At 57.1% G+C, this 20,349-nt stretch carries 17 protein-coding genes; 6 read left to right on the top strand and 11 right to left on the bottom strand.

Annotation, left to right across the window (positions count from 1 at the left end; translation table 11 throughout):
- Positions 1-6: 6 nt before the first annotated feature.
- Positions 7-1,212, bottom strand: coding sequence for a serine-type D-Ala-D-Ala carboxypeptidase (gene dacC, locus AAER43_RS07070; RefSeq protein ID WP_050861677.1), 1,206 nt, complete (start codon positions 1,210-1,212; stop codon positions 7-9).
- A 242-nt stretch (positions 1,213-1,454) separates the two neighbouring features.
- On the opposite strand from dacC, the gene AAER43_RS07065 reads away from it, so the two are divergent.
- Complete coding sequence (locus AAER43_RS07065) at positions 1,455-2,081, top strand: glutathione S-transferase family protein (protein WP_023338183.1); 627 nt, start codon at positions 1,455-1,457, stop codon at positions 2,079-2,081.
- Here the strand turns inward: AAER43_RS07065 and AAER43_RS07060 are convergent, their stop codons facing one another.
- The 4 genes from AAER43_RS07060 to AAER43_RS07045 all read right to left on the bottom strand — a co-directional run bounded on the left by AAER43_RS07060 (position 2,082) and on the right by AAER43_RS07045 (position 5,991).
- The gene (locus AAER43_RS07060) at positions 2,082-3,200 is read right to left on the bottom strand and encodes a PQQ-dependent sugar dehydrogenase (protein WP_050861586.1); all 1,119 of its coding nucleotides are present in this window, start codon (positions 3,198-3,200) and stop codon (positions 2,082-2,084) included.
- 106 nt (positions 3,201-3,306) lie between these two features.
- The gene (bssR, locus tag AAER43_RS07055) at positions 3,307-3,690 is read right to left on the bottom strand and encodes a biofilm formation regulator BssR (RefSeq protein ID WP_023332493.1); all 384 of its coding nucleotides are present in this window, start codon (positions 3,688-3,690) and stop codon (positions 3,307-3,309) included.
- 392 nt (positions 3,691-4,082) lie between these two features.
- A complete protein-coding gene (locus AAER43_RS07050; protein WP_050861585.1) occupies positions 4,083-4,334 on the bottom strand; it encodes a bacteriocin immunity protein in 252 nt (83 codons plus the stop codon).
- Positions 4,327-5,991 (bottom strand): S-type pyocin domain-containing protein, encoded by a 1,665-nt coding sequence (locus AAER43_RS07045; RefSeq protein ID WP_057057825.1) that lies wholly within the window; start codon positions 5,989-5,991, stop codon positions 4,327-4,329. The genes AAER43_RS07050 and AAER43_RS07045 overlap by 8 nt, the downstream gene beginning before the upstream one ends.
- 265 nt (positions 5,992-6,256) lie before the next feature.
- On the opposite strand from AAER43_RS07045, the gene rimO reads away from it, so the two are divergent.
- Complete coding sequence (rimO, locus tag AAER43_RS07040; RefSeq protein ID WP_045134211.1) at positions 6,257-7,582, top strand: 30S ribosomal protein S12 methylthiotransferase RimO; 1,326 nt, start codon at positions 6,257-6,259, stop codon at positions 7,580-7,582.
- Between the two features lie 63 nt (positions 7,583-7,645).
- On the opposite strand, the gene gsiD is transcribed toward rimO, so the two are convergent.
- Genes gsiD through iaaA form a run of 5 tightly spaced genes read right to left on the bottom strand, consistent with a single transcriptional unit; the run spans position 7,646 to position 13,868 of the window.
- Entirely contained in the window at positions 7,646-8,557 is a 912-nt protein-coding gene (gene gsiD, locus AAER43_RS07035) for a glutathione ABC transporter permease GsiD (RefSeq protein WP_014883135.1), read from the bottom strand.
- Position 8,558: 1 nt separating this feature from the next.
- Positions 8,559-9,479, bottom strand: a complete 921-nt coding sequence (gsiC, locus tag AAER43_RS07030; protein WP_014883134.1) for a glutathione ABC transporter permease GsiC — start codon at positions 9,477-9,479, stop codon at positions 8,559-8,561.
- A gap of 5 nt (positions 9,480-9,484) precedes the next feature.
- A complete protein-coding gene (gene gsiB / locus AAER43_RS07025; protein ID WP_047026679.1) occupies positions 9,485-11,023 on the bottom strand; it encodes a glutathione ABC transporter substrate-binding protein GsiB in 1,539 nt (512 codons plus the stop codon).
- A 23-nt stretch (positions 11,024-11,046) separates the two neighbouring features.
- Entirely contained in the window at positions 11,047-12,918 is a 1,872-nt protein-coding gene (gene gsiA, locus AAER43_RS07020) for a glutathione ABC transporter ATP-binding protein GsiA (protein ID WP_050861582.1), read from the bottom strand.
- Positions 12,919-12,929: 11 nt separating this feature from the next.
- Positions 12,930-13,868 carry a beta-aspartyl-peptidase gene (gene iaaA, locus AAER43_RS07015; RefSeq protein ID WP_050861578.1) on the bottom strand — a complete coding sequence of 313 codons (939 nt, stop codon included), beginning with the start codon at positions 13,866-13,868 and terminating at the stop codon, positions 12,930-12,932.
- Between the two features lie 188 nt (positions 13,869-14,056).
- On the opposite strand from iaaA, the gene moeA reads away from it, so the two are divergent.
- On the top strand, positions 14,057-15,289 hold the full coding sequence (gene moeA / locus AAER43_RS07010; RefSeq protein ID WP_050861576.1) for a molybdopterin molybdotransferase MoeA: 1,233 nt from the start codon (positions 14,057-14,059) through the stop codon (positions 15,287-15,289).
- 1 nt (position 15,290) lies between these two features.
- Positions 15,291-16,043 carry a molybdopterin-synthase adenylyltransferase MoeB gene (moeB, locus tag AAER43_RS07005; protein WP_050861574.1) on the top strand — a complete coding sequence of 251 codons (753 nt, stop codon included), beginning with the start codon at positions 15,291-15,293 and terminating at the stop codon, positions 16,041-16,043.
- Positions 16,044-16,132: 89 nt separating this feature from the next.
- On the opposite strand, the gene fsa is transcribed toward moeB, so the two are convergent.
- Complete coding sequence (gene fsa, locus AAER43_RS07000; RefSeq protein WP_014883128.1) at positions 16,133-16,795, bottom strand: fructose-6-phosphate aldolase; 663 nt, start codon at positions 16,793-16,795, stop codon at positions 16,133-16,135.
- A 127-nt stretch (positions 16,796-16,922) separates the two neighbouring features.
- Here fsa and AAER43_RS06995 point away from each other — a divergent pair, with 127 nt between their 5' ends.
- Entirely contained in the window at positions 16,923-17,822 is a 900-nt protein-coding gene (locus AAER43_RS06995; protein ID WP_050861572.1) for a glycyl-radical enzyme activating protein, read from the top strand.
- 4 nt (positions 17,823-17,826) lie between these two features.
- A complete protein-coding gene (locus AAER43_RS06990; RefSeq protein ID WP_023336968.1) occupies positions 17,827-20,259 on the top strand; it encodes a formate C-acetyltransferase/glycerol dehydratase family glycyl radical enzyme in 2,433 nt (810 codons plus the stop codon).
- The last annotated feature ends 90 nt before the right edge of the window (positions 20,260-20,349 follow it).

Below are 20,349 nucleotides of genomic sequence, written 5' to 3'. Positions count from 1 at the left end.
GATGGATTAGCTGAACCAGCTGCCAAACCAGCTGTGGAATTTCATCAATACGAAATCCCACATCCGGCTGAAGAAGCCACCCTCTTCTACCGCTTCCATCACGATCAGCGGACGCTGTTCAATTGACTTACCGTTTAACTGGAAATCAATCGTCCCAACCACCTGGCCTTTTTTCAACGGCGCGGTGAGCTGCGGGTCGGTCAGGGTAAAGCTGGCCTTCAGGTTTTTCAGCTGACCGCGTGGAATGGTCACGGAACCGGCTTCCCCCGCCCCGAGATTCACTTCACTCTTGTCCCCAAACCAGACGCGCTGGCTGACGAACGTGGCATCCGGTTTAATCGGCGTCACGGTTTCATAGAAACGGAAGCCCCAGGTCAGCAGTTTTTCTGATTCGTTAAACCGGATGCGGTCGGTTTTGGTGCCCAGCACAACCGAGATCAAACGCATGTCGCCCTGCGTCGCAGAGGCCACCAGGTTATAGCCCGCGCCCGCCGTGGTGCCGGTCTTCATGCCGTCCACGTTAACGTTGCTGCTCCACAGGAGACGGTTACGGTTCGGCTGGCGAATTTTGTTAAAGGTAAACTCTTTCTCTTTGTGGATCGCGTATTCATCCGGTACGTCGTGGATCAGCGCTTTCCCCAACAGCGCCATGTCGCGCGCGGTACTGAACTGTCCAGGCGCATCCAGGCCGTGAACCGTTTTGAATGTCGTGTTGGTTAAGCCGAGTTTCTGCGCATAGCCATTCATCAAACCAATGAAAGAATCCTGACTGCCGGCCACATAATCGGCCAGCGCGATACACGCGTCATTTCCCGACTGAATAATTACCCCTTTGTTCAGAGCGGAAACGGACACCTGATCCCCTGGCTTCAGGAACATCACCGATGACCCGCGCAGCGCGGGGTTACCGGTCGCCCAGGCGTCCTTTCCGATGGTGACCATATCGTCCAGCTTGATCTTACCGGCTTTCAAGGCCTGGCCGACCACATAGCTGGTCATGATTTTGGTCAGGCTGGCCGGATCGAGTTTCTCATCGGCATTGCCTTCCGCCAGCACTTTCCCGCTGGCATAGTCCATCAGGATCCAGGCGCGCGCATCCACCGGTGGCGCTTCGGGCGCAGCCTGTTCTGCTGCGTAGAGAGTTGGTGCAAACAGGAAAAGGAGCGCAGAGCCTGCCGCCAGGCTGCGCAGAGAAGTCATTTTTCGCGTCATAAATGCCACCCGAGTGTCCATTCAAAAATTACGTCACATCACCGTGTCGCAAGAAGCGATGAGTAATAGCGCACTAAAACGGTGAAAGAAACCCAGCGAGGGTAAAGTTATTAAAGTTTATGCAATAACATTCATTTACGCTTTGATTCAGGCGATTTTTTTGTCTTCTGTTGCGTAATTGTTAGGTTTATCTCACCATGGCGAAAAAGGTGACCCGGATTCACAACTCATCAGGAGTAAATATGATTACGCTGTGGGGCAGGAACAATTCGACCAACGTGAAGAAAGTGCTCTGGACGCTGGAAGAGCTGGATTTACCGTTTAATCAAATCATGGCTGGCATGGCATTCGGGGTAAACAGAGAGGCCGACTATCTGGCGATGAACCCGAACGGCCTGGTGCCGCTGCTGCGCGATGACGAAACAGACGCGACGCTTTGGGAATCTAACACCATTGTGCGCTACCTCGCTGCCCAGTACGGCCTTGGCCGTCTGTGGGTTGAAAACCCGGCGCAGCGCGCCCAGGGTGAAAAGTGGATGGACTGGGCAAACCAGACATTCTCTCCTGTTCACCGGGTGATCCTGATGGGGCTGGTGAGAACCCCCGAGGCCGAGCGCGACTATCCCGCTATTCATGCCGCTCAGGATGCCTGTGAAAACCTGTTTGCCATGATGGATGACGAACTGGCGAAGCACGCCTGGTTCTCCGGCGAGACGTTCGGCGTGGGGGATATTGCCGTGGCGCCGTTTGTCTGGAACCTGACCAATATGGGGCTGAACTGGACGCCGCGCCCTCACCTTGAACGCTGGCTCAAGCAACTGAGCGAGCGTCCGGCGTACCGTAACGTCGTGATGACCCCGGTCACCTGATTACGCACCGGACGGGCTGACTTTTAGCAGTTGCCCGTCCGTTTCATCGGTGAGCACATACAGATACCCGTCCGGCCCCACCCGCACATCGCGAATACGTTGATCCCGATCGCCCAGGATGCGCCCGTCCTCCGTGACCTTGTTTCCGTCCACGCTCAGGACGATAACGTCTTTCTCCTTCAGCGCCCCAATAAACAGTTTGTTTTTCCACTGCGGGAAAACGTCGCTGTTGTAGAACGCCATGCCGCTGACCGCGGGCGAGACTTTCCAGACAAACAGCGGCTTCTCGGTTCCCTCGACGTGTTCACCTTTGGCTTCGGGGATTTTCAGGCCACTGTAATTAATGCCGTGTGTCGCCAGCGGCCAGCCGTAATTTTTGCCTTTCTCCGGGATGTTGATTTCATCCCCGCCGCGCGGGCCATGTTCGTTCAGCCAGAGCGTGTCGCTCCACGGATTCATCGCCATTCCCTGCGGGTTGCGAATGCCATAAGACCAGATTTCCGGACGTGCGCCGGCGGTGTTCACAAAGGGGTTATCCGCAGGCACTTTACCGTCCTCGGTCAGGCGCACCACTTTCCCCTGCAGCTTGTCCAGGTCCTGCGCCGTCGGGCGCTGGTTGTTCTCGCCGAGTCCGATAAAGAGGTAGCCTTTGCCGTCAAACACCAGCCGTCCGCCAAAATGGTTACCGGTAGAGAGTTTCGGCATCTGGCGAAACACGACCTGGAATGCCTCGATGCGGGAAAGATCGTCGCTTAAGCGGCCATAACCCACCGTCGTTCCGGCTTTGCCGTCATGCCCTGCTTCGGCGTAACTCAGCCAGACGCGGCGCGACGTTGCAAAATCCGGCGCCAGCACCACGTCCAGCAATCCTCCCTGACCGTTCGCCCAGACCTTCGGAACGCCGACAATGGGATCGGAAAGCCCTTTTCCGGTCTGCCAGTGTTTGAGCTGCCCGCCCTTGAGGGTGACCAGAAGCCCTTTATTGTCCGGCAGGAACGCCATCGACCAGGGGTGATCGAGTCGGTTTTGCAGCACCTCGACCTTCACCGCCTCTGGCGCCGCAAGAAGTGAAAAGGAAAAGCACAACGCAGGAAGAAAAATCAACGAGGATCGTGGCATGACGCGCTCCTTTTTCGGCATATGGCATAAAGATTAGCCAGTACCTCCGGGCGCGTTACCACTTTTACAAAAGCTTAATCAGAAGGGGGAGTTGCCTCCCCCGGGCTCAGTGTTGTTCAAGCTTCTCGTGCTCGGACAGACACATGATGCATAGAGAGAGCGTTGTCAGGCAGTTTTCAAGCTTCTCCGCGTTCACAGCGATAAAATTCGGGCAGTCGTGGCGTCCGTTCATCAAACATACCCCAGCAATGGAGAGCACCTCAGCGGCACGACGCAGCGCCATTAACTCGCATTCATCGTATTCCGCCCTCAGGATCGGTGCTTTTTCACGCATGAAATTGCAAAGTTCAAACAGATTATCACGCAGATGTTCGCTTTCGCTGACTGACATATAGCCTTTGGCCTTCCTGAGCTGCAGATAAGCGGCCAGGTCGATTCGGGCGTTGATCAGCTTGTTAAGCAGATCGCGTTTCAGTCTGTCAACGGACATGCTATTTCCTCCTCTGTCAGCCATGTTGCACAGTCAGAATAAGTTCATTTTTTGTACAGTTTAATGCCTGAGATCAATTATTCTTAACTGATTAACATTATTTACAATGTTACAACCTCTGCCCGGTACATCCCGCTTGCAAAGAGTGTATAAATCCCACGCGATACGCTGTAAAATCCCGCCCTGATAACTCCATAATTGATGAATTTTTAACCTATGAGCAATGTTACGCACCCGCCGAAAATCGGCTTCGTCTCCCTCGGCTACCCAAAAGTCAAAAATAACACATTGCTGATATTACTCTAATCCCCGGCCTGACAGGTTAAGGCAAAAAAACACCGGGATAAAAACCCGGCGCTTTTAATCAACATTTAATGCTTAACATCACTGGCTCAATCTTCACGAAATCCTGATTTACCGTTGGTTTTACGCCATTCCTGAACTTTATCAGCGATAGCTTCAGGGGTTGCATCTGCTGCTGATTGGGGATAGTAAATCAAGTCTGAACCTTCAGGATGCTCTGTCAGTTGGATGAACAATTCCAAGAGATTATCTTGGTGCTCTTCAGTACCTTGATCACTAATGATTTCAGCAACGAGGCTGATAAATTCGTTTTTTGTATAATCACTGAGCAATTTACTCACTGCTATTTCCTCTGCCTGAGTGTGTAACAATGTGATGCTTGGGTGTCATGACGCCCATATTATCTACGTTATAAACTTCGCCCCCCTGACTAATCGGGGTTAAATGGTGAATTTCAAAAGAGCGTCGTTTCCCTACAGTATCTGCAAATCTAGCGCGAGGTGCTCTGCCATTTGCTGCTCGTGTAACGTTCGCTGGAATAAACTGTTTAGAAAGCTCAGGATCTTTGCTGACCTCTTGCCAGAATGCCTCCCTGAAGCCGTCAAAGTTGGAGAATGTACGCCCACGCAATTTATCGGCTATCTGAGACGGTATTGGTGATCCGTTCCCCTGACCCGCATCAGCTAACCAGGTGCCAGTAACCTTTTGGCCCTTGCCTGTGACCTGCCCCGGTAGATTGCGAAGATAAACATAAATTGGGTCAAACGTTCCTGCTGGGTGCACCAGAATGTAATCCCTGAATGGACGCTCTCCCGGTGCTGGCGTTTCTGTTGACCACGGGCTATTGATTTCACTTTCGGGGTAAACCAGCACACTCGGAGGGACGTATACATTGTCCCGATTCCCGGTATTAGATGGCGACACATATCCTGGATCGTCTGGTGTCCATACGATTGTTGGCTTGCTTGCACCATCTTCCCAGAATTCATAGTTCCCGGTGGTTGTGTTCTTCTGAAGCATTCGAACCGGAACTTTGTCCTGCCCACCTCCGACGCTGACATGAAAACCTTTCGGCCTTATCATCCCGTTCTGGTCTGCTTCCCAACGAAAGCGAACACGGGTCGGCACATCTTCCTTATTCCGGGCGGCCTGCTCAAGCCGCATCCTGTCGATATAATCCTGCTCACCGCTGTTGAGCTTTGGCGAGTAGAATATACCGAAGAGGAGTACTGTTGGGGGGCTGGGCGCAATCCAGCGACCAGCAGTAGAAAGATTGCCGCCGATTTTTTGCAATGCAGCATATCCAGCTTCGGTTGCTGTGCCTGTCGTGATCCCGGTAGTTGTCGCGGCTCTTGCTGTCGCCATTCCTGCTGTCGCAGCGGCTTTGGTTGTATCCGGTGAACTGAAGAGGCGTTTGTACCAAGGGCGAGTATCTTCTGATGGTGGGGCTGGTTCGGCTGGTTTACGTTTCTTTGCTGCCTGCGCGTGCTGAACAGGTTCTTCTTTTGGTTGCTCTGCCTGAGGCGCTGCACGGTAATAGCCTGCATGACCAAAATTATCGAGTAACTCTTGCTCTGTGCCTGCATCGGTGCAACCTACACCACGAAGGCAGGATTTTGCATAAACAGGTAATGTACTTAGCGCTGCTGCTGCGATAGTTTTATTTACTGGTGGCTCTGACGCGGCGAATGGCTCATTGATCTCCACGGTTCCAGGCGCAATGAGAAAGTTCGACCCCATCGGGCAATCACAGTGGATGATTGAACCGTCTACGGCGACAGCTTCGCTGTTTGTTTGACGGTGATCTCCTGTAACAATAACGCCAACTTTTCCGCATTTCGGGCAAGGTGTGGTCTTATCGCCAATGTAAAGTTTCCACTTGCCCATAACCGACATACCAGGGCGGGCGGCAATACATTGTGCACCTGTAGAGGTTTTATCTCCATGTAGTCCAACATTTTTACCGTGAACAGTGCAGCCTCTGTTTACAAATGCCATAGTGACCGCCTTAGTTCAGAAAATTCACTGATGTACTGTTGCATAAGTCCCTCTACTTGTTATAAAAATAATCCATCAGGTCATTTTACAATCAATACCCATGCATTCAATAGGTATTAGTTCTAATCAAAACATCGTTTCTTAATCAGAAGAATCGGTTGGCACCGAAAACCTGCCGCGAGCACAATTCTTCAGTACAATTTTCCCCCCAACCTCTGTAGAATCCCTGCCCTGACCATTCCAAAAATCGAATAATTTTTAACCTATGAGCAATGTTACGCACCCGCCGAAAATCGGCTTCGTCTCCCTCGGCTGCCCGAAAAACCTGGTGGATTCCGAACGCATCCTGACCGAACTTCGTACCGAAGGCTATGACGTGGTGCCAAGCTACGACAACGCCGATATGGTGATTGTGAACACCTGCGGGTTTATCGACAGCGCGGTTCAGGAGTCCCTGGAAGCCATCGGTGAAGCCCTGACGGAAAACGGCAAAGTCATTGTGACCGGCTGTCTGGGCGCGAAAGAGGACCAGATCCGCGAAGTGCATCCGAAGGTGCTGGAGATCACTGGCCCGCACAGTTACGAGCAGGTGCTGGAACATGTTCATCACTACGTGCCAAAACCAAAGCACAATCCGTTCCTGAGCCTGGTGCCGGAACAGGGCGTGAAGCTGACGCCGCGTCACTACGCTTACCTGAAAATTTCCGAAGGCTGCAACCATCGCTGCACCTTCTGCATCATCCCGTCCATGCGTGGCGATCTGGTGAGTCGTCCGATTGGCGACGTGCTGGCGGAAGCTAAACGTCTGGCCGATGCTGGCGTGAAAGAACTGCTGGTGATTTCCCAGGATACCTCTGCTTACGGCGTAGACGTGAAGCACCGTTCCGGTTTCCACAACGGCGAGCCGGTGAAAACCAGCATGGTGGGCCTGTGCGAGCAGCTCGCGAAGCTGGGGATCTGGACGCGTCTGCATTACGTCTACCCATATCCGCACGTTGACGACGTCATTCCGTTGATGGCGGAAGGCAAAATCCTGCCGTATCTGGACATCCCGCTGCAGCACGCCAGTCCGCGTATCCTGAAGCTGATGAAGCGTCCTGGCTCCGTTGACCGTCAGCTGGCACGCATTAAACAGTGGCGCGAAATCTGCCCGGATCTGACCCTGCGCTCAACCTTCATCGTCGGCTTCCCGGGTGAAACCGAAGAAGATTTCCAGATGCTGCTCGATTTCCTGAAAGAAGCGCGTCTGGACCGCGTAGGCTGCTTCAAGTACAGCCCGGTGGAAGGCGCAACCGCCAACGAACTGGCGGATCAGGTGCCGGAAGAGGTGAAAGAAGAGCGCTGGAACCGCTTTATGCAGCTGCAACAGCAGATCTCTGCTGAACGTCTGCAGGAGAAAGTGGGTCGTGAGATCATGGTTATCATTGACGAAGTGGACGAAGAAGGCGCAATTGGCCGCAGCATGGCAGATGCCCCTGAAATCGACGGCGCGGTGTACCTGAACGGCGAAACTCGCGTTAAGCCGGGTGATATTATTCGCGTGAAGGTTGAAAACGCGGACGAATATGACCTGTGGGGTAGCCGGGTTTAATCGTACTGCACCTCATTTCCAGGCCGGGTAAGGCGTAGTCGCCACCCGGCACATTCCACTGCCCTACCCCTTAATCCTCGGATCCAGCGCGTCGCGCAGCCCGTCCCCCAGCAGGTTAAATGCCAGCACGGTCAGGAAAATCGCCAGACTCGGGAAGATCGCCACGTGCGGCGCAATCACCATATCTGCCCTCGCCTCGTTCAGCATCGCGCCCCACTCCGGCGTCGGTGGCTGTGCGCCTAACCCCAGAAACGACAGGCTGGCCGCAGAAATAATCGACACGCCGATGCGCATGGTGAAATAGACCACAATAGACGACACCGTTCCCGGCAGAATATGACTGAACAGAATGGTGGCATCGCTGGCCCCCATGCTGCGGGCGGACTCGATAAACGTCTGCTGTTTAAGCACCAGCGTGTTGCCGCGCACAAGGCGGGCAAAGGCGGGAATCGAAAATACCGCGACGGCAATAATCACGTTCGCCATGCCGCTGCCCATAATGGCCACCACGGCAATGGCCAGCAGAATGCCGGGGAAGGCAAACAGCACGTCGCAGATTCGCATGATGATGCGATCCCACCAGCCTTCGTAATATCCGGCGACGAGACCCAGCACGGTACCGATTGCCGCGCCGATCAGTACCGCAAACACCCCGGCGGCAAGCGAGATTTGCGCCCCCACCAGCACGCGGCTGAAGATATCGCGCCCAAGGGAATCCACGCCGAACCAGTGGAGCATGGACGGCCCATCGTTCAGGCGGTCGTAGTCAAAATAGTTTTCCGCATCAAACGGCGCCACCCAGGGTGCAACGATGGCCACCGCAATCAGCAGCAGCACAAACAGCCCCGCCGTCATGGCGACCGGCTGACGGCGAAAACGCCGCCAAAATTCCGACCACGGCGTGCGGATATGCTCCGGTTTCAGCCCCGGCATAGCGTTTAATACGGCCTGACGTCGCCAGTTCAACAATCGCATTTTACTTATACCTGATGGCCGGGTTAATGGCGGCGTAGAGCACATCCACCACTAAATTGATAAGAATAAACTCCAGGGAGAAAAGCAGGACTTCCGCCTGAATTACCGGGTAGTCGCGCATCTCGACCGAATCGACCAGCAGACGCCCCAGCCCCGGCCAGTTGAAAACCTTTTCCACGACGATAGAGCCGCCCAGCAGAAAGCCAAACTGCAGCCCCATCATCGTCACCACCGGGATCATCGCATTACGAAACCCGTGCTTAAGAATGACCCACTTCTCGCTGACCCCTTTCGCCCGCGCGGTGCGTATATAATCTTCACTCAGCACGTCAACGAAGGAGGCGCGGGTAAAGCGGGCCATTACCGCCGAGACGGCAGCCCCCAGCGTCATAGAGGGCAGAATGTAATGCTTCCAGGTATCGGCCCCAACGGTCGGCAGCCAGCCCAGCTCAACGGAGAAGATTTGCATCAGCAGCATCCCCAGCGCGAACGCCGGAAAAGAGATACCGGTGACCGCCAGCGCCATACCGAGCTTATCCGGCCAGCGGTTGCGCCAGACCGCCGCAACAATCCCGGCGCCCAGCCCAAACACCACTGCCCAGCTCATACTGGCAATCGTTAGCCAGAACGTGGGCATAAAGCGGCTGGCGATTTCCTCCGCTACCGGACGACGCGACACCATCGAGATGCCAAAATCGCCCTGCAGAACGTTGCAAATGTAATGAAGAAACTGCATATACAGGGGCTGATCGAGGCCCAGCTGCTTGCGCACCAGCTCAATGACGGCGGCATCTGCTTCCGGCCCGGCAACCAGACGCGCCGGATCGCCCGGCAGCATATGCACAAACAAAAATACCAGTATCGCCACAATCAGCAACGTCGGGATAAGCCCAAGCAAGCGTTTACAAACATAATTCAGCATGAGTGTTATTTTAAATCCGCATCGTCAAAGCTAAAGCCCGTATCCGGCATGATGTAGAACCCGGTCAGCGCTTTGTTATGGGCTGAAACCAGTTTCTCCACCACCAGCGGTACCCACGGCGACTCTTTCCAGATAAGGTCCTGGGCGTCTTTGTAGAGGCGCGCTTTCTCTTCCGGTTTAGTGGTTTTCAGGGCATCGGCCAGATCGTTATCCACCTGCGGATTGCTGTAAAACGCGGTGTTAAACAGGGTTGGCGGCCAGTTTTGCGAAGCAAACAGCGGTGCAAGCGCCCAGTCGGCTTCACCGGTCGACGCCGACCAGCCGGTATAGAACATCCGCACGCCGCTCTCTTTCTGCCCTTTCCCCTCGACCTCGGCGGCCCGCTGACCGGCATCCATCGCGGTGACCTGCACCTTGATGCCCACCTGCGCCAGCTGCTGCTGGGTGAACTGCAGCACCTTCTGGGCGGTACTGTGATTATGCGACGACCACAGCGTGGTGCTGAAACCGTTCGGGAAGCCCGCCTCTTTGAGCAGCTCGCGCGCTTTAGCCGGATCGTACGGCCACGGCTGATAGCTTTGCGCATAGGCAATGGCCGGAGGCAGCACGCCGGTCGCCGGGGTGGCATAGCCCGCAAAAGCGACCTTCACCAGCGCCTGACGGTTAATCGCATAGTTGATGGCTTCACGTACCTTTGGGTTATCAAACGGCTTCTGCGTGACGTTCATGCTGATATAGCGCTGCATGATCGACGGACTGGCCACCAGCTCCAGCTTGCTGTTTTTCTGCAGAATAGCGGCCTGCTCATACGGGATGGGGAAAGCAAACTGCGCCTCACCCGTTTGCAGCATCGCTGCGCGGGTATTGTTATCCACCACCGGACGCCAGGTGATGGTGTCCAGCTTCGGCAGCCCTTTCTGCCAGTACCCTGGGAATTTCTTCACCTTCACAAAATCGGTCTGGTTCCAGGTGAGCAGCTCGTACGGGCCGGTACCGACCGGGTGGAAGCCAATCTCCTTGCCGTACTTTTTCAACGCGGCAGGCGAGATCATCGCCGTTGCCGGGTGCGCCAGTATATTGATAAACGCCGAGAACGGCGCTTTCAGGGTGATTTTGACCGTCGTCGGATCCACCGCCTCGGTGCTGGCGATGTTTTTATAAAGGTTATAGCGCTTCAGGCTGTTTTCCGGGTTGCTGGCACGGTCAAGGTTGACCTTTACCGCCTCCGCATTGAAATCGGTACCGTCCTGGAACTTCACGCCGGAACGAAGCTTGATGGTATAGACCAGACCGTCGTCGGAGACGGTATACCCCTGCGCCAGAACATTTTTGAGCTTCATCTCGTTATCCAGGCCGAACAGCCCCTGATAGAACGATTTCGCCACCGCCTGGGAAAGCGTATCGTTGGCGTCATACGGATCCAGCGTGGTGAAGTTGGAGCCAACAGCAACCACCACATCTTTGGCAGCGAACGCGGGGGCAGCGGCCAGGGCTGCCGTCACGCTCGCGGCTAACAACCATCTACGCGCTACAAAAGTAACCATTGTGTTCTCCTGCCTGTTGTAAGTTATAACCGCGAAAACGCATTGTCCTGACGCGGGGGAGCGACGAAATGACCCGGCCCGACTTCGCGCAGCGTCACGCGCTCAACGGCCTCGCCGCGTTTGCGAATATTGCTCGGCATTTCATCCTGCAGCAGCACGCGCTGGCCGTGACGATGCGCGGGGTCAGCAACCGGTACCGCCGCGATAAGCTTGCGAGTGTAAGGATGTTGCGGGTTCTCAAACACTGCCCTTCGCGGACCTATCTCCACGATTTGCCCCATGAACATCACCGCCACGCGATGGCTGATGCGCTCGACCACCGCCATATCGTGCGAGATAAACAGGAAAGCGATGCCCATATCCCGCTGTAAATCGAGCAATAAGTTGATGATTTGCGCCCGGATTGAGACATCCAGCGCCGAAACGGATTCATCCGCAATCACCACTTTCGGGTTCAGCGCCAGCGCACGGGCAATGCAGACACGCTGCCGCTGCCCGCCGGAAAACTCGTGCGGATAACGCCAGGCATGTTCCGGCTTGAGGCCGACGCGCTCCAGCAGCCAGGCCACGCGGCGCTGCGCTGCTTCGCCGTCGAGCAGATTATGCACCCGCAGCGGCTCCATAATGGAGTACCCCACCGTATGGCGCGGATCGAGGGAGGCATACGGATCCTGGAAAATAAACTGAATATCCCGGCGTACCGCCTGTAATTTGTTGTCTGGCAGGGTATCGATTCGTTCGCCGTTAAAGGTGATTGTCCCTTCCTGCGTCTCCACCAGCCGGAGCAGTGCGCGTCCGGTGGTGGATTTCCCGCAGCCGGACTCCCCCACCAGCGCCAGCGTTTCGCCCGGCCATAAATCGAAACTGACGTTTTCGACCGCGTGGACTTCGCGCTTCAGGCGATTGAAAATCCCGCTGCGCAGCGGAAAACGGGTCACCAGGTCGCGCACTTCAAGAATGGGTTTGCCCGGCACCACGGTATCCTGCTCGCGTTCATCCTCCTGCTGCCCTGTCGCTTCAAGGGAAATCAGCGGAAAACGACGCGGCAGGTCGCTGCCGTTCATCGCTCCAAGACGCGGCACCGCCGCCAGCAGCGCTTTAGTATAAGGATGCACAGGGGCATGAAAAATCTGTTCGACCGTGCCGGTTTCCACCGCATTGCCCTTGTGCATCACCAGCACCCGGTCGGCGATGTCAGCCACCACGCCCATATCGTGGGTGATAAATATCACCCCCATCTCCATCTCTTGCTGCAGCACTTTGATAAGCTGCAGGATCTGCGCCTGAATCGTCACGTCCAGCGCCGTTGTCGGTTCATCCGCAATCAGTACCGCCGGACGGCAGGAGAGCGCCATGGCAATCATCACCCGCTGGCGCATACCGCCGGAAAGCTGATGCGGGTAACGTCCCAGAATGGCCTGCGCCTCGGGAATGCGCACCAGCTCCAGCATCCTTCTGGCTTCGTTGAGCGCCTCATCGCCGCTTAGCCCCTGATGCAGCCGGATGGACTCGGCAATCTGTTCCCCTACCGGGAAAACCGGGTTAAGCGAAGTCATCGGCTCCTGAAAGATCATCGCAATATCTGCCCCGCGCACGCCCTGCATCTGCGCGCCGCTCAGCTCGTTTAAATCAATGACCTGACGATTACGGCGGCGCAGGAGCATCTTCTCGCTGCTGATTTGCCCGCCCGTCTGTTCCAGCAGACGCATCAGCGCCAGCGCGGTGACCGATTTACCGGAACCGGATTCGCCAACAATCGCCAGCGTCTCGCCGCGTCTGAGCGAGAACGATAAATTTTCTACTGCGGGGATGAACTGCCGCTCTTCCTGAAACGCAATATTCAGCTGATGGACAGCCAGTACTTCGCCGTTGTCCAGCTCTTCACTGTGCGGCACGCGCGGCCCCCTTATTCACGATAGATGCCCGTGCTCGGTTCATCACCGGCGTAACCCCAGGCGCGATACATCCCTTCGCTGTTAAACGGCAGGGCCACGTTGCCCTCACGGTCCACGGCAATTAGGCCGCCAACGCCGCCCAGAGCAGGCAATTTTTCCATTACCACACGCTCGCAGGCCTCGCTCAGGCTTAAACCGCCGTAATCCATCAGCGCGGTGATGTCGTAGGCCGCGAGGGCGCGAATAAACACTTCCCCGGTGCCGGTACACGACACCGCCGCCGTGGCGTTATTGGCATAGCAGCCGGCGCCCGGCAGCGGGCTGTCGCCGACGCGGCCGGGCAGCTTGTTGGTCATGCCGCCCGTTGAGGTCGCCGCCGCGAGGTTGCCGGCCTTATCCAGCGCCACCGCGCCGACCGTGCCCATTTTGGTGGTTTCATCCAGCGGCGCAGCATGATCAAGCTGCGTCATGCCCGCCGAACGGGCTTCCAGCAGCTGTTGAAAACGCGCGTCCGTGGAAAACAGATCGGGCGATACCGGTTCCATTCCGTGCTCACGGGCAAATTTCTCCGCCCCGGCGCCCGTCAGCAGAACGTGCGGACTCTCTTCCATCACCAGACGCGCCGCCAGCACCGGATTACGCAGATGACTCACGCCCGCCACGGCGCCTGCCTTAAGGGTGACGCCGTCCATCACGCAGGCATCCAGCTCGTGGGTTTCATCCCGGGTAAAGACTGAACCGATGCCAGCATTAAAGAGCGGACACTCCTCCAGCAGACGCACCGCCTCGGTGACCACATCCAGCGCGCTCTCGCCCGCTTCCAGCATTTTTTGACCTGTTTCAACAATGGCGTACAGCGCGTCAATATAACGCTTTTCCTGCTCAGGACTGAGCTGTGCACGGGTGATTGCCCCTGCGCCACCATGAATTGCGATTACCGCATTAACCATTCACATCACCCGTTAGCCTGATTCGCGGCTTTTTCTATAAATATCATTATCGTCGATGAAACTTCAGATGATTTTTGAATATAGAAAGACGCAACTGTGATGTAAAGCGTACACCCATCGGGTCATACAGTTAGCCGCACTTTTCTGCCATAATGGACGCTTTCGTTGTTACTCCTCAGGAGCCCACCATGGATTTTACCGCCGGACTGATGCCGCTTGAGACGGCACTCACGCAGATGCTTGACCGACTTTCGCCGCTGCAAGACGTCGAAACGCTGCCCCTCGTGCGCTGTTTTGGCCGAATCGCCGCGCGCGATATCGTCTCTCCGCTTAACGTGCCGGGGTTCGATAATTCCGCGATGGACGGTTATGCGGTACGCCTGGCGGACCTCCAGACGGGCAACGCCCTGCCGGTGGCGGGTAAAGCCTTTGCCGGTCAGCCGTTTAGCTGTGAATGGCCTGTGGGCACCTGCGTGCGCATCATGACCGGCGCGCCGGTTCCGCCAGGCTGCGATGCCGTGGTGATGCAGGAAGAAACCGAACAGACGGACGACGGCGTGCGTTTTACCGCCAGCGTCAAAGCGGGCCAGAACATCCGCCGTACCGGCGAGGACATTACCCTTGGCGCAACGGTCTTTGCCGCCGGGCAGAAGCTGACGGTGGCGGAGCTGCCGGTGCTGGCCTCGCTCGGCATCGCGGACATTGACGTTATCCGGAAAGTGCGCGTCGCGGTGTTCTCCACCGGTGACGAGCTGCAGCTTCCGGGCCAGCCGCTGCAGGACGGTCAGATTTACGACACCAACCGGCTGGCAGTCCACCTGATGCTGGAGCAGCTGGGCTGCGAAGTGATTAATCTCGGCATCATTCCTGACGATCCGGAAAAACTGCGCGCGGCATTTATTGAGGCGGATAAATCCGCCGATGTGGTCATCAGCTCCGGCGGCGTCTCCGTGGGGGAAGCGGATTACACCAAAACCCTTCTTGAAGAGCTGGGCGAAATCGCCTTCTGGAAGCTGGCAATCAAACCGGGCAAACCGTTCGCGTTTGGCAAGCTTCCGCACAGCTGGTTCTGCGGTCTGCCGGGTAATCCGGTCTCAGCGGCACTCACCTTTTACCAGCTGGTGATCCCGCTGCTGGCGAAGCTTTCCGGCAACACCGCCAGCCCGCTGCCGGAACGCCTGCGCGTGCGCGCCGCGACGCGCCTGAAAAAATCGCCGGGTCGGCTTGATTTCCAGCGCGGCATTCTGGCGCATAACGCGCAGGGTGAGCTGGAAGTCAGCACGACCGGGCACCAGGGTTCGCACATTTTCAGCTCCTTCAGCCTGGGCAACTGCTTTATCGTGCTGGAGCGCGAGCGCGGCAACGTGGAAGCGGGTGAATGGGTTGAGGTAGAGCGCTTCAACCACCTGTTCGGAGGCTGACATGACGGTGGAACTGAGCGACCAGGAGATGATGCGCTACAACCGCCAGATTGTCCTGCGCGGGTTTGATTTCGAGGGACAGGAAGCACTCAAGGCGGCCAGCGTGCTGGTTGTTGGCCTCGGCGGGCTCGGCTGCGCCGCCGCGCAATACCTGGCCGCGGCGGGCGTGGGCAGGATGACGCTGCTGGATTTTGATACCGTATCGGTGTCTAACCTGCAGCGCCAGACGCTGCACAGCGACGCGACCATTGGCCAGCCAAAAGTGGAATCCGCCCGGGCTGCTCTGGCGCGCATCAACCCCAACGTTCAGTTCACCCTGCTTGACGCGATGCTGGATGACGAGGCGTTATTTGCGCAGATTGCGCAGCACGATCTGGTGCTCGACTGCACCGATAACGTCGCCGTTCGTAACCAGCTTAATGCAGGCTGTTTTGCCCACAAAACCCCGCTGGTCTCCGGTGCGGCGATCCGCATGGAGGGGCAGATCAGCGTCTTCACCTATGCGGAGGGGGCCCCCTGCTACCGCTGCCTGAGCCGTCTGTTTGGTGAGAATGCGCTAACCTGCGTTGAGGCGGGCGTGATGGCGCCGCTCGTCGGCGTGATTGGGTCGCTGCAGGCGATGGAAGCGATTAAAGTGCTGGCACATTACGGTACGCCTGCCGCAGGAAAAATCGTGATGTATGACGCGATGACCTGCCAGTTCCGCGAGATGAAGCTGATGCGTAATCCGGGGTGTGAGGTTTGTGGAGGTTAAAGCAAACGGCAACCTTCAGGTTGCCGTTTAAGTGTTTGCTCCCTCTCCCTGTGGGAGAGGGTTGGGGTGAGGGCATCAGGCCGCACCCGTCAGATCGACGTCCGACCAAACGCCCCCTGCCAGTCCTGCTCAAACTTCACAATCGCTGCGTCTACCGCAGGAGAGGTAATAAACTGCTGCGCCACGTCCAGCGGCAGCGTGATGGACTCGCATCCTGCCAGCAGGCAGTCCAGCGCCTGACGTGGGGTTTTAAAGCTCGCGGCCAGCACTTTTGATTGCGGGGCGTGCAGCGTCAGCAGCTGTTGCAGCTCAACCACGGTCTGGATACCGTCCCCGCCCTGCGCGTCCACGCGGTTCACGTATGGCGCGACATACTCTGCTCCTGCCAGCGCGCAGAGCATACCCTGGGCCGCGCCGTACACCGCCGTGCCCAGCGTCGGAATGCCTTCCGCTTTCAGCATCTTGATGGCTGCCAGCCCTTCGGCAGTTACCGGCACTTTCACCACCAGGTCGTTAATCATCGCGCGCAGCTTACGCGCGTCTTCCACCATACCTTCAGCTGTCGTCGCCATCACCTGCGCGAACAGACGGCCTTTACCGCCCATCGCGTCGTGCAGCGCGGGCAGAAGCTCATCCAGCGGCGTTTTACCTGCCGCCACAATGCTTGGGTTGGTGGTCACGCCCGCCAGCGGAAAGATACGCGCCAGCTTTTTGACTGCCGCAACGTCTGATGTGTCGAGATAAAGTTCCATGATGTCACCCTCAAAATTAGCCTGCACTTAACCTATCACAGGAAAACCTGCTCAGGAGTTGACCTGCATCAAGATAACTTTCATTCGAAAGTAATTTAATCTTCATATGCAACTTGAGGGTAAAAACATGATCTTCAATATTCAGCGTTACTCCACCCACGATGGCCCCGGTATTCGTACCGTGGTGTTCCTGAAAGGCTGCTCGCTGGGCTGTCGCTGGTGCCAGAACCCGGAAAGCCGTTCCCGTAGCCGGGACGTGCTGTTTGATGCGCGCCTGTGCCTTGAAGGCTGCGACCTGTGTCAGCAGGCGGCGCCGGGCTGTATCGAACGCGCGCTGGATGGTCTCGTCATCCACCGTGAAAAATTGCGTGAAGAGACGCTCAACGCCCTCACCGACTGCTGCCCGACGCAGGCGCTGACCGTATGCGGTGAAGAACAGCAGGTGGGCGAGATCATGGCGACCGTGCTGCGCGATAAGCCCTTTTACGACCGCAGCGGCGGCGGTATTACGCTTTCCGGCGGCGAGCCATTTATGAACCCGGAGCTGGCGCACGCGCTGTTTAAAGCCAGCCACGAACAGGGGATCCACACCGCCGTTGAAACCTGTCTTCACGTGCCGTGGCACTATATCGAGCCTTCATTACCGTACGTCGATCTGTTCCTCGCCGACCTGAAACACGTCGATCCTGAGGTGTTCAAACAGTGGACGGACGGCTCGGCCAAACGGATCCTCGATAACCTGAAGCGCCTTGCCGCTGCCGGGAAAAAAATCACCATTCGCGTACCGCTGATTCAGGGCTTCAATGCCGATGAAGCGTCCGTAACCGCCATTACCAACTTCGCCGCCGATGAACTTGGCGTCGATGATATTCATTTTCTGCCGTATCACACGCTGGGCATGAACAAATACACCCTGCTTGGCCAACCCTACTCTGCCCCTGACAAACCGCTGGATAACCCTGCCCTGCTGGACTTCGCGCAGCAGTACGCCTGCCAGAAAGGGTTAACCGCGACCTTACGAGGATAAACCTATGACGACGTTAAATCTCAACACCCTCAGCGAGCGCATCAAGGCGCACAAAACCGCGCTGGTCCATATCGTTAAGCCGCCGGTCTGTACCGAGCGCGCGCAGCATTACACCGAAATGTACCAGCAGCACATGGACAAGCCGATCCCGGTGCGTCGCGCCCTGGCGCTGGCGCATCATCTGGCTGAGCGTACCATCTGGATCAAACACGACGAGCTGATTATCGGTAACCAGGCAAGCGAAGTTCGCGCCGCACCTATCTTCCCGGAATACACCGTCTCCTGGATTGAAAAAGAGATCGACGATCTGGCGGACCGTCCGGGCGCGGGCTTTGCGGTGAGCGAAGAGAACAAGCGCGTCCTGCATGCGATCTGCCCGTGGTGGCGCGGCCAGACGGTGCAGGATCGCTGCTACGGCATGTTCACCGACGAGCAAAAAGGCCTGCTGGAAACCGGTATTATCAAAGCCGAAGGCAACATGACCTCCGGCGACGCGCACCTGGCGGTGAACTTCCCGCTGGTGCTGGAGAAAGGTCTCGACGGCCTGCGCGCTAAAGTCGCCGAGCGCCGCTCGCGTATCAACCTGACGGTGCTGGACGATCTGCACGGCGACCAGTTCCTGAAAGCGATCGATATCGTGCTGGACGCGGTGAGCCTGCACATCAAACGTTTTGCCGCTCTGGCACGCGAAATGGCGGCCACGGAAACCCGCGAAAGCCGCCGCGACGAGCTGCTGGCGATGGCGGAAAACTGCGACGTGATTGCCCACGAGCCGCCAAAAACCTTCTGGCAGGCGCTGCAGCTGTGCTATTTCATTCAGCTGATCCTGCAGATTGAGTCTAACGGTCACTCCGTGTCGTTCGCCCGTATGGACCAGTATCTCTATCCGTTCTACCGCCGCGACGTGGAGCTGAACCAGAGCCTGGACCGCGAACACGCCATTGAGCTGCTGCACAGCTGCTGGCTGAAGCTGCTGGAAGTGAACAAGATCCGCTCCGGCTCGCACTCTAAGGCCTCTGCCGGTAGCCCGCTGTACCAGAACGTCACCATCGGCGGCCAGAAGCTGGTCAACGGTGAGCCAATGGACGCGGTCAACCCGCTCTCCTACGCGATTCTGGAATCCTGCGGTCGCCTGCGCTCCACTCAGCCGAACCTGAGCGTGCGTTACCACGCAGGCATGAGTAACGACTTCCTTGACGCCTGCGTACAGGTGATTCGCTGCGGCTTCGGGATGCCGGCGTTCAACAACGATGAAATCGTTATCCCGGAATTTATCAAGCTCGGCGTTGAACGTGATGACGCCTATGACTACGCGGCCATCGGCTGTATCGAAACCGCCGTGGGCGGCAAGTGGGGCTATCGCTGCACCGGCATGAGCTTTATCAACTTTGCCCGCGTGATGCTCGCCGCGCTGGAAGGCGGCCGCGACGCCACCAGCGGTAAGGTATTCCTGCCGCAGGAAAAAGCGCTCTCTGCCGGTAACTTCGATAACTTCGAGGAGGTGATGGCGGCGTGGGATACGCAGATTCGCTACTACACCCGCAAATCCATCGAAATTGAGTACGTGGTAGACACCATGCTGGAAGAGAACGTGCACGATATTCTCTGCTCGGCGCTGGTGGACGACTGCATCGAACGCGCGAAAAGCATCAAGCAGGGCGGCGCGAAGTATGACTGGGTTTCCGGCCTGCAGGTGGGTATCGCCAACCTCGGCAACAGTCTGGCGGCGGTGAAGAAGCTGGTGTTTGAACAGGGCGTCATCGGTCAACAGCAGCTGGCGGCGGCGCTGGCGGATGATTTCGACGGGTTGACCCACGAGCAGCTACGTCAGCGTCTGATCAACGGCGCGCCGAAGTACGGTAACGACAACGACAGCGTGGATATGCTGCTGACGCGTGCTTACCAGACCTACATTGAAGAGCTGAAGCAGTACCACAACCCGCGCTATGGTCGTGGTCCGATTGGCGGTAACTACTACGCGGGCACCTCCTCCATCTCCGCAAACGTGCCGTTTGGTGCGGCAACGATGGCGACTCCGGACGGACGTAAGGCGCATACCCCGCTGGCGGAAGGGGCAAGCCCGGCGTCCGGTACCGACCACCTCGGCCCGACGGCGGTCATCGGCTCCGTGGGTAAACTCCCTACCGAGGCGATTCTGGGCGGCGTGCTGCTGAACCAGAAGCTGAACCCGTCGACGCTGGAAAACGACAGCGATCGCCAGAAGCTGATGGTGCTGCTGCGCACTTTCTTCGAGGTGCATAAAGGCTGGCATATTCAGTACAACATCGTCTCGCGCGAAACGCTGCTGGAAGCGAAGAAACACCCTGACCAGTACCGCGATTTAGTGGTACGCGTGGCGGGCTACTCGGCGTTCTTCACCGCCCTGTCGCCGGATGCACAGGACGATATTATTGCGCGTACCGAGCATACGTTGTAAAAAAACGCCCGGTGGCGCTGCGCTTACCGGGCCTACATTGTCTCCCCCGTAGGCCGGGTAAGGCGAAGCCGCCACCCGGCTTTCTGACTT

Origin of the sequence: Enterobacter sp. FUJ80071 (genome assembly GCF_038739915.1) — a bacterium.
GTDB lineage: Bacteria > Pseudomonadota > Gammaproteobacteria > Enterobacterales > Enterobacteriaceae > Enterobacter > Enterobacter kobei.
The sequence above is the reverse complement of the archived record's forward strand: the minus strand, read 5'-3'. Positions and strand labels throughout refer to the sequence as shown.

Excerpts from the sequence above, each read along its gene's own strand:
- dacC (WP_050861677.1), bottom strand. The coding sequence starts at position 1,212 with ATGACGCGAAAAATGACTTCTCTGCGCAGCCTGGCGGCAGGCTCTGCG.
- AAER43_RS07065 (WP_023338183.1), top strand. The coding sequence starts at position 1,455 with ATGATTACGCTGTGGGGCAGGAACAATTCGACCAACGTGAAGAAAGTG.
- AAER43_RS07060 (WP_050861586.1), bottom strand. The coding sequence starts at position 3,200 with ATGCCACGATCCTCGTTGATTTTTCTTCCTGCGTTGTGCTTTTCCTTT.
- bssR (WP_023332493.1), bottom strand. The coding sequence starts at position 3,690 with ATGTCCGTTGACAGACTGAAACGCGATCTGCTTAACAAGCTGATCAAC.
- AAER43_RS07045 (WP_057057825.1), bottom strand. The coding sequence starts at position 5,991 with ATGGCATTTGTAAACAGAGGCTGCACTGTTCACGGTAAAAATGTTGGA.
- rimO (WP_045134211.1), top strand. The coding sequence starts at position 6,257 with ATGAGCAATGTTACGCACCCGCCGAAAATCGGCTTCGTCTCCCTCGGC.
- gsiD (WP_014883135.1), bottom strand. The coding sequence starts at position 8,557 with ATGCGATTGTTGAACTGGCGACGTCAGGCCGTATTAAACGCTATGCCG.
- gsiC (WP_014883134.1), bottom strand. The coding sequence starts at position 9,479 with ATGCTGAATTATGTTTGTAAACGCTTGCTTGGGCTTATCCCGACGTTG.
- gsiB (WP_047026679.1), bottom strand. The coding sequence starts at position 11,023 with ATGGTTACTTTTGTAGCGCGTAGATGGTTGTTAGCCGCGAGCGTGACG.
- iaaA (WP_050861578.1), bottom strand. The coding sequence starts at position 13,868 with ATGGTTAATGCGGTAATCGCAATTCATGGTGGCGCAGGGGCAATCACC.
- moeA (WP_050861576.1), top strand. The coding sequence starts at position 14,057 with ATGGATTTTACCGCCGGACTGATGCCGCTTGAGACGGCACTCACGCAG.
- moeB (WP_050861574.1), top strand. The coding sequence starts at position 15,291 with ATGACGGTGGAACTGAGCGACCAGGAGATGATGCGCTACAACCGCCAG.
- fsa (WP_014883128.1), bottom strand. The coding sequence starts at position 16,795 with ATGGAACTTTATCTCGACACATCAGACGTTGCGGCAGTCAAAAAGCTG.
- AAER43_RS06995 (WP_050861572.1), top strand. The coding sequence starts at position 16,923 with ATGATCTTCAATATTCAGCGTTACTCCACCCACGATGGCCCCGGTATT.
- AAER43_RS06990 (WP_023336968.1), top strand. The coding sequence starts at position 17,827 with ATGACGACGTTAAATCTCAACACCCTCAGCGAGCGCATCAAGGCGCAC.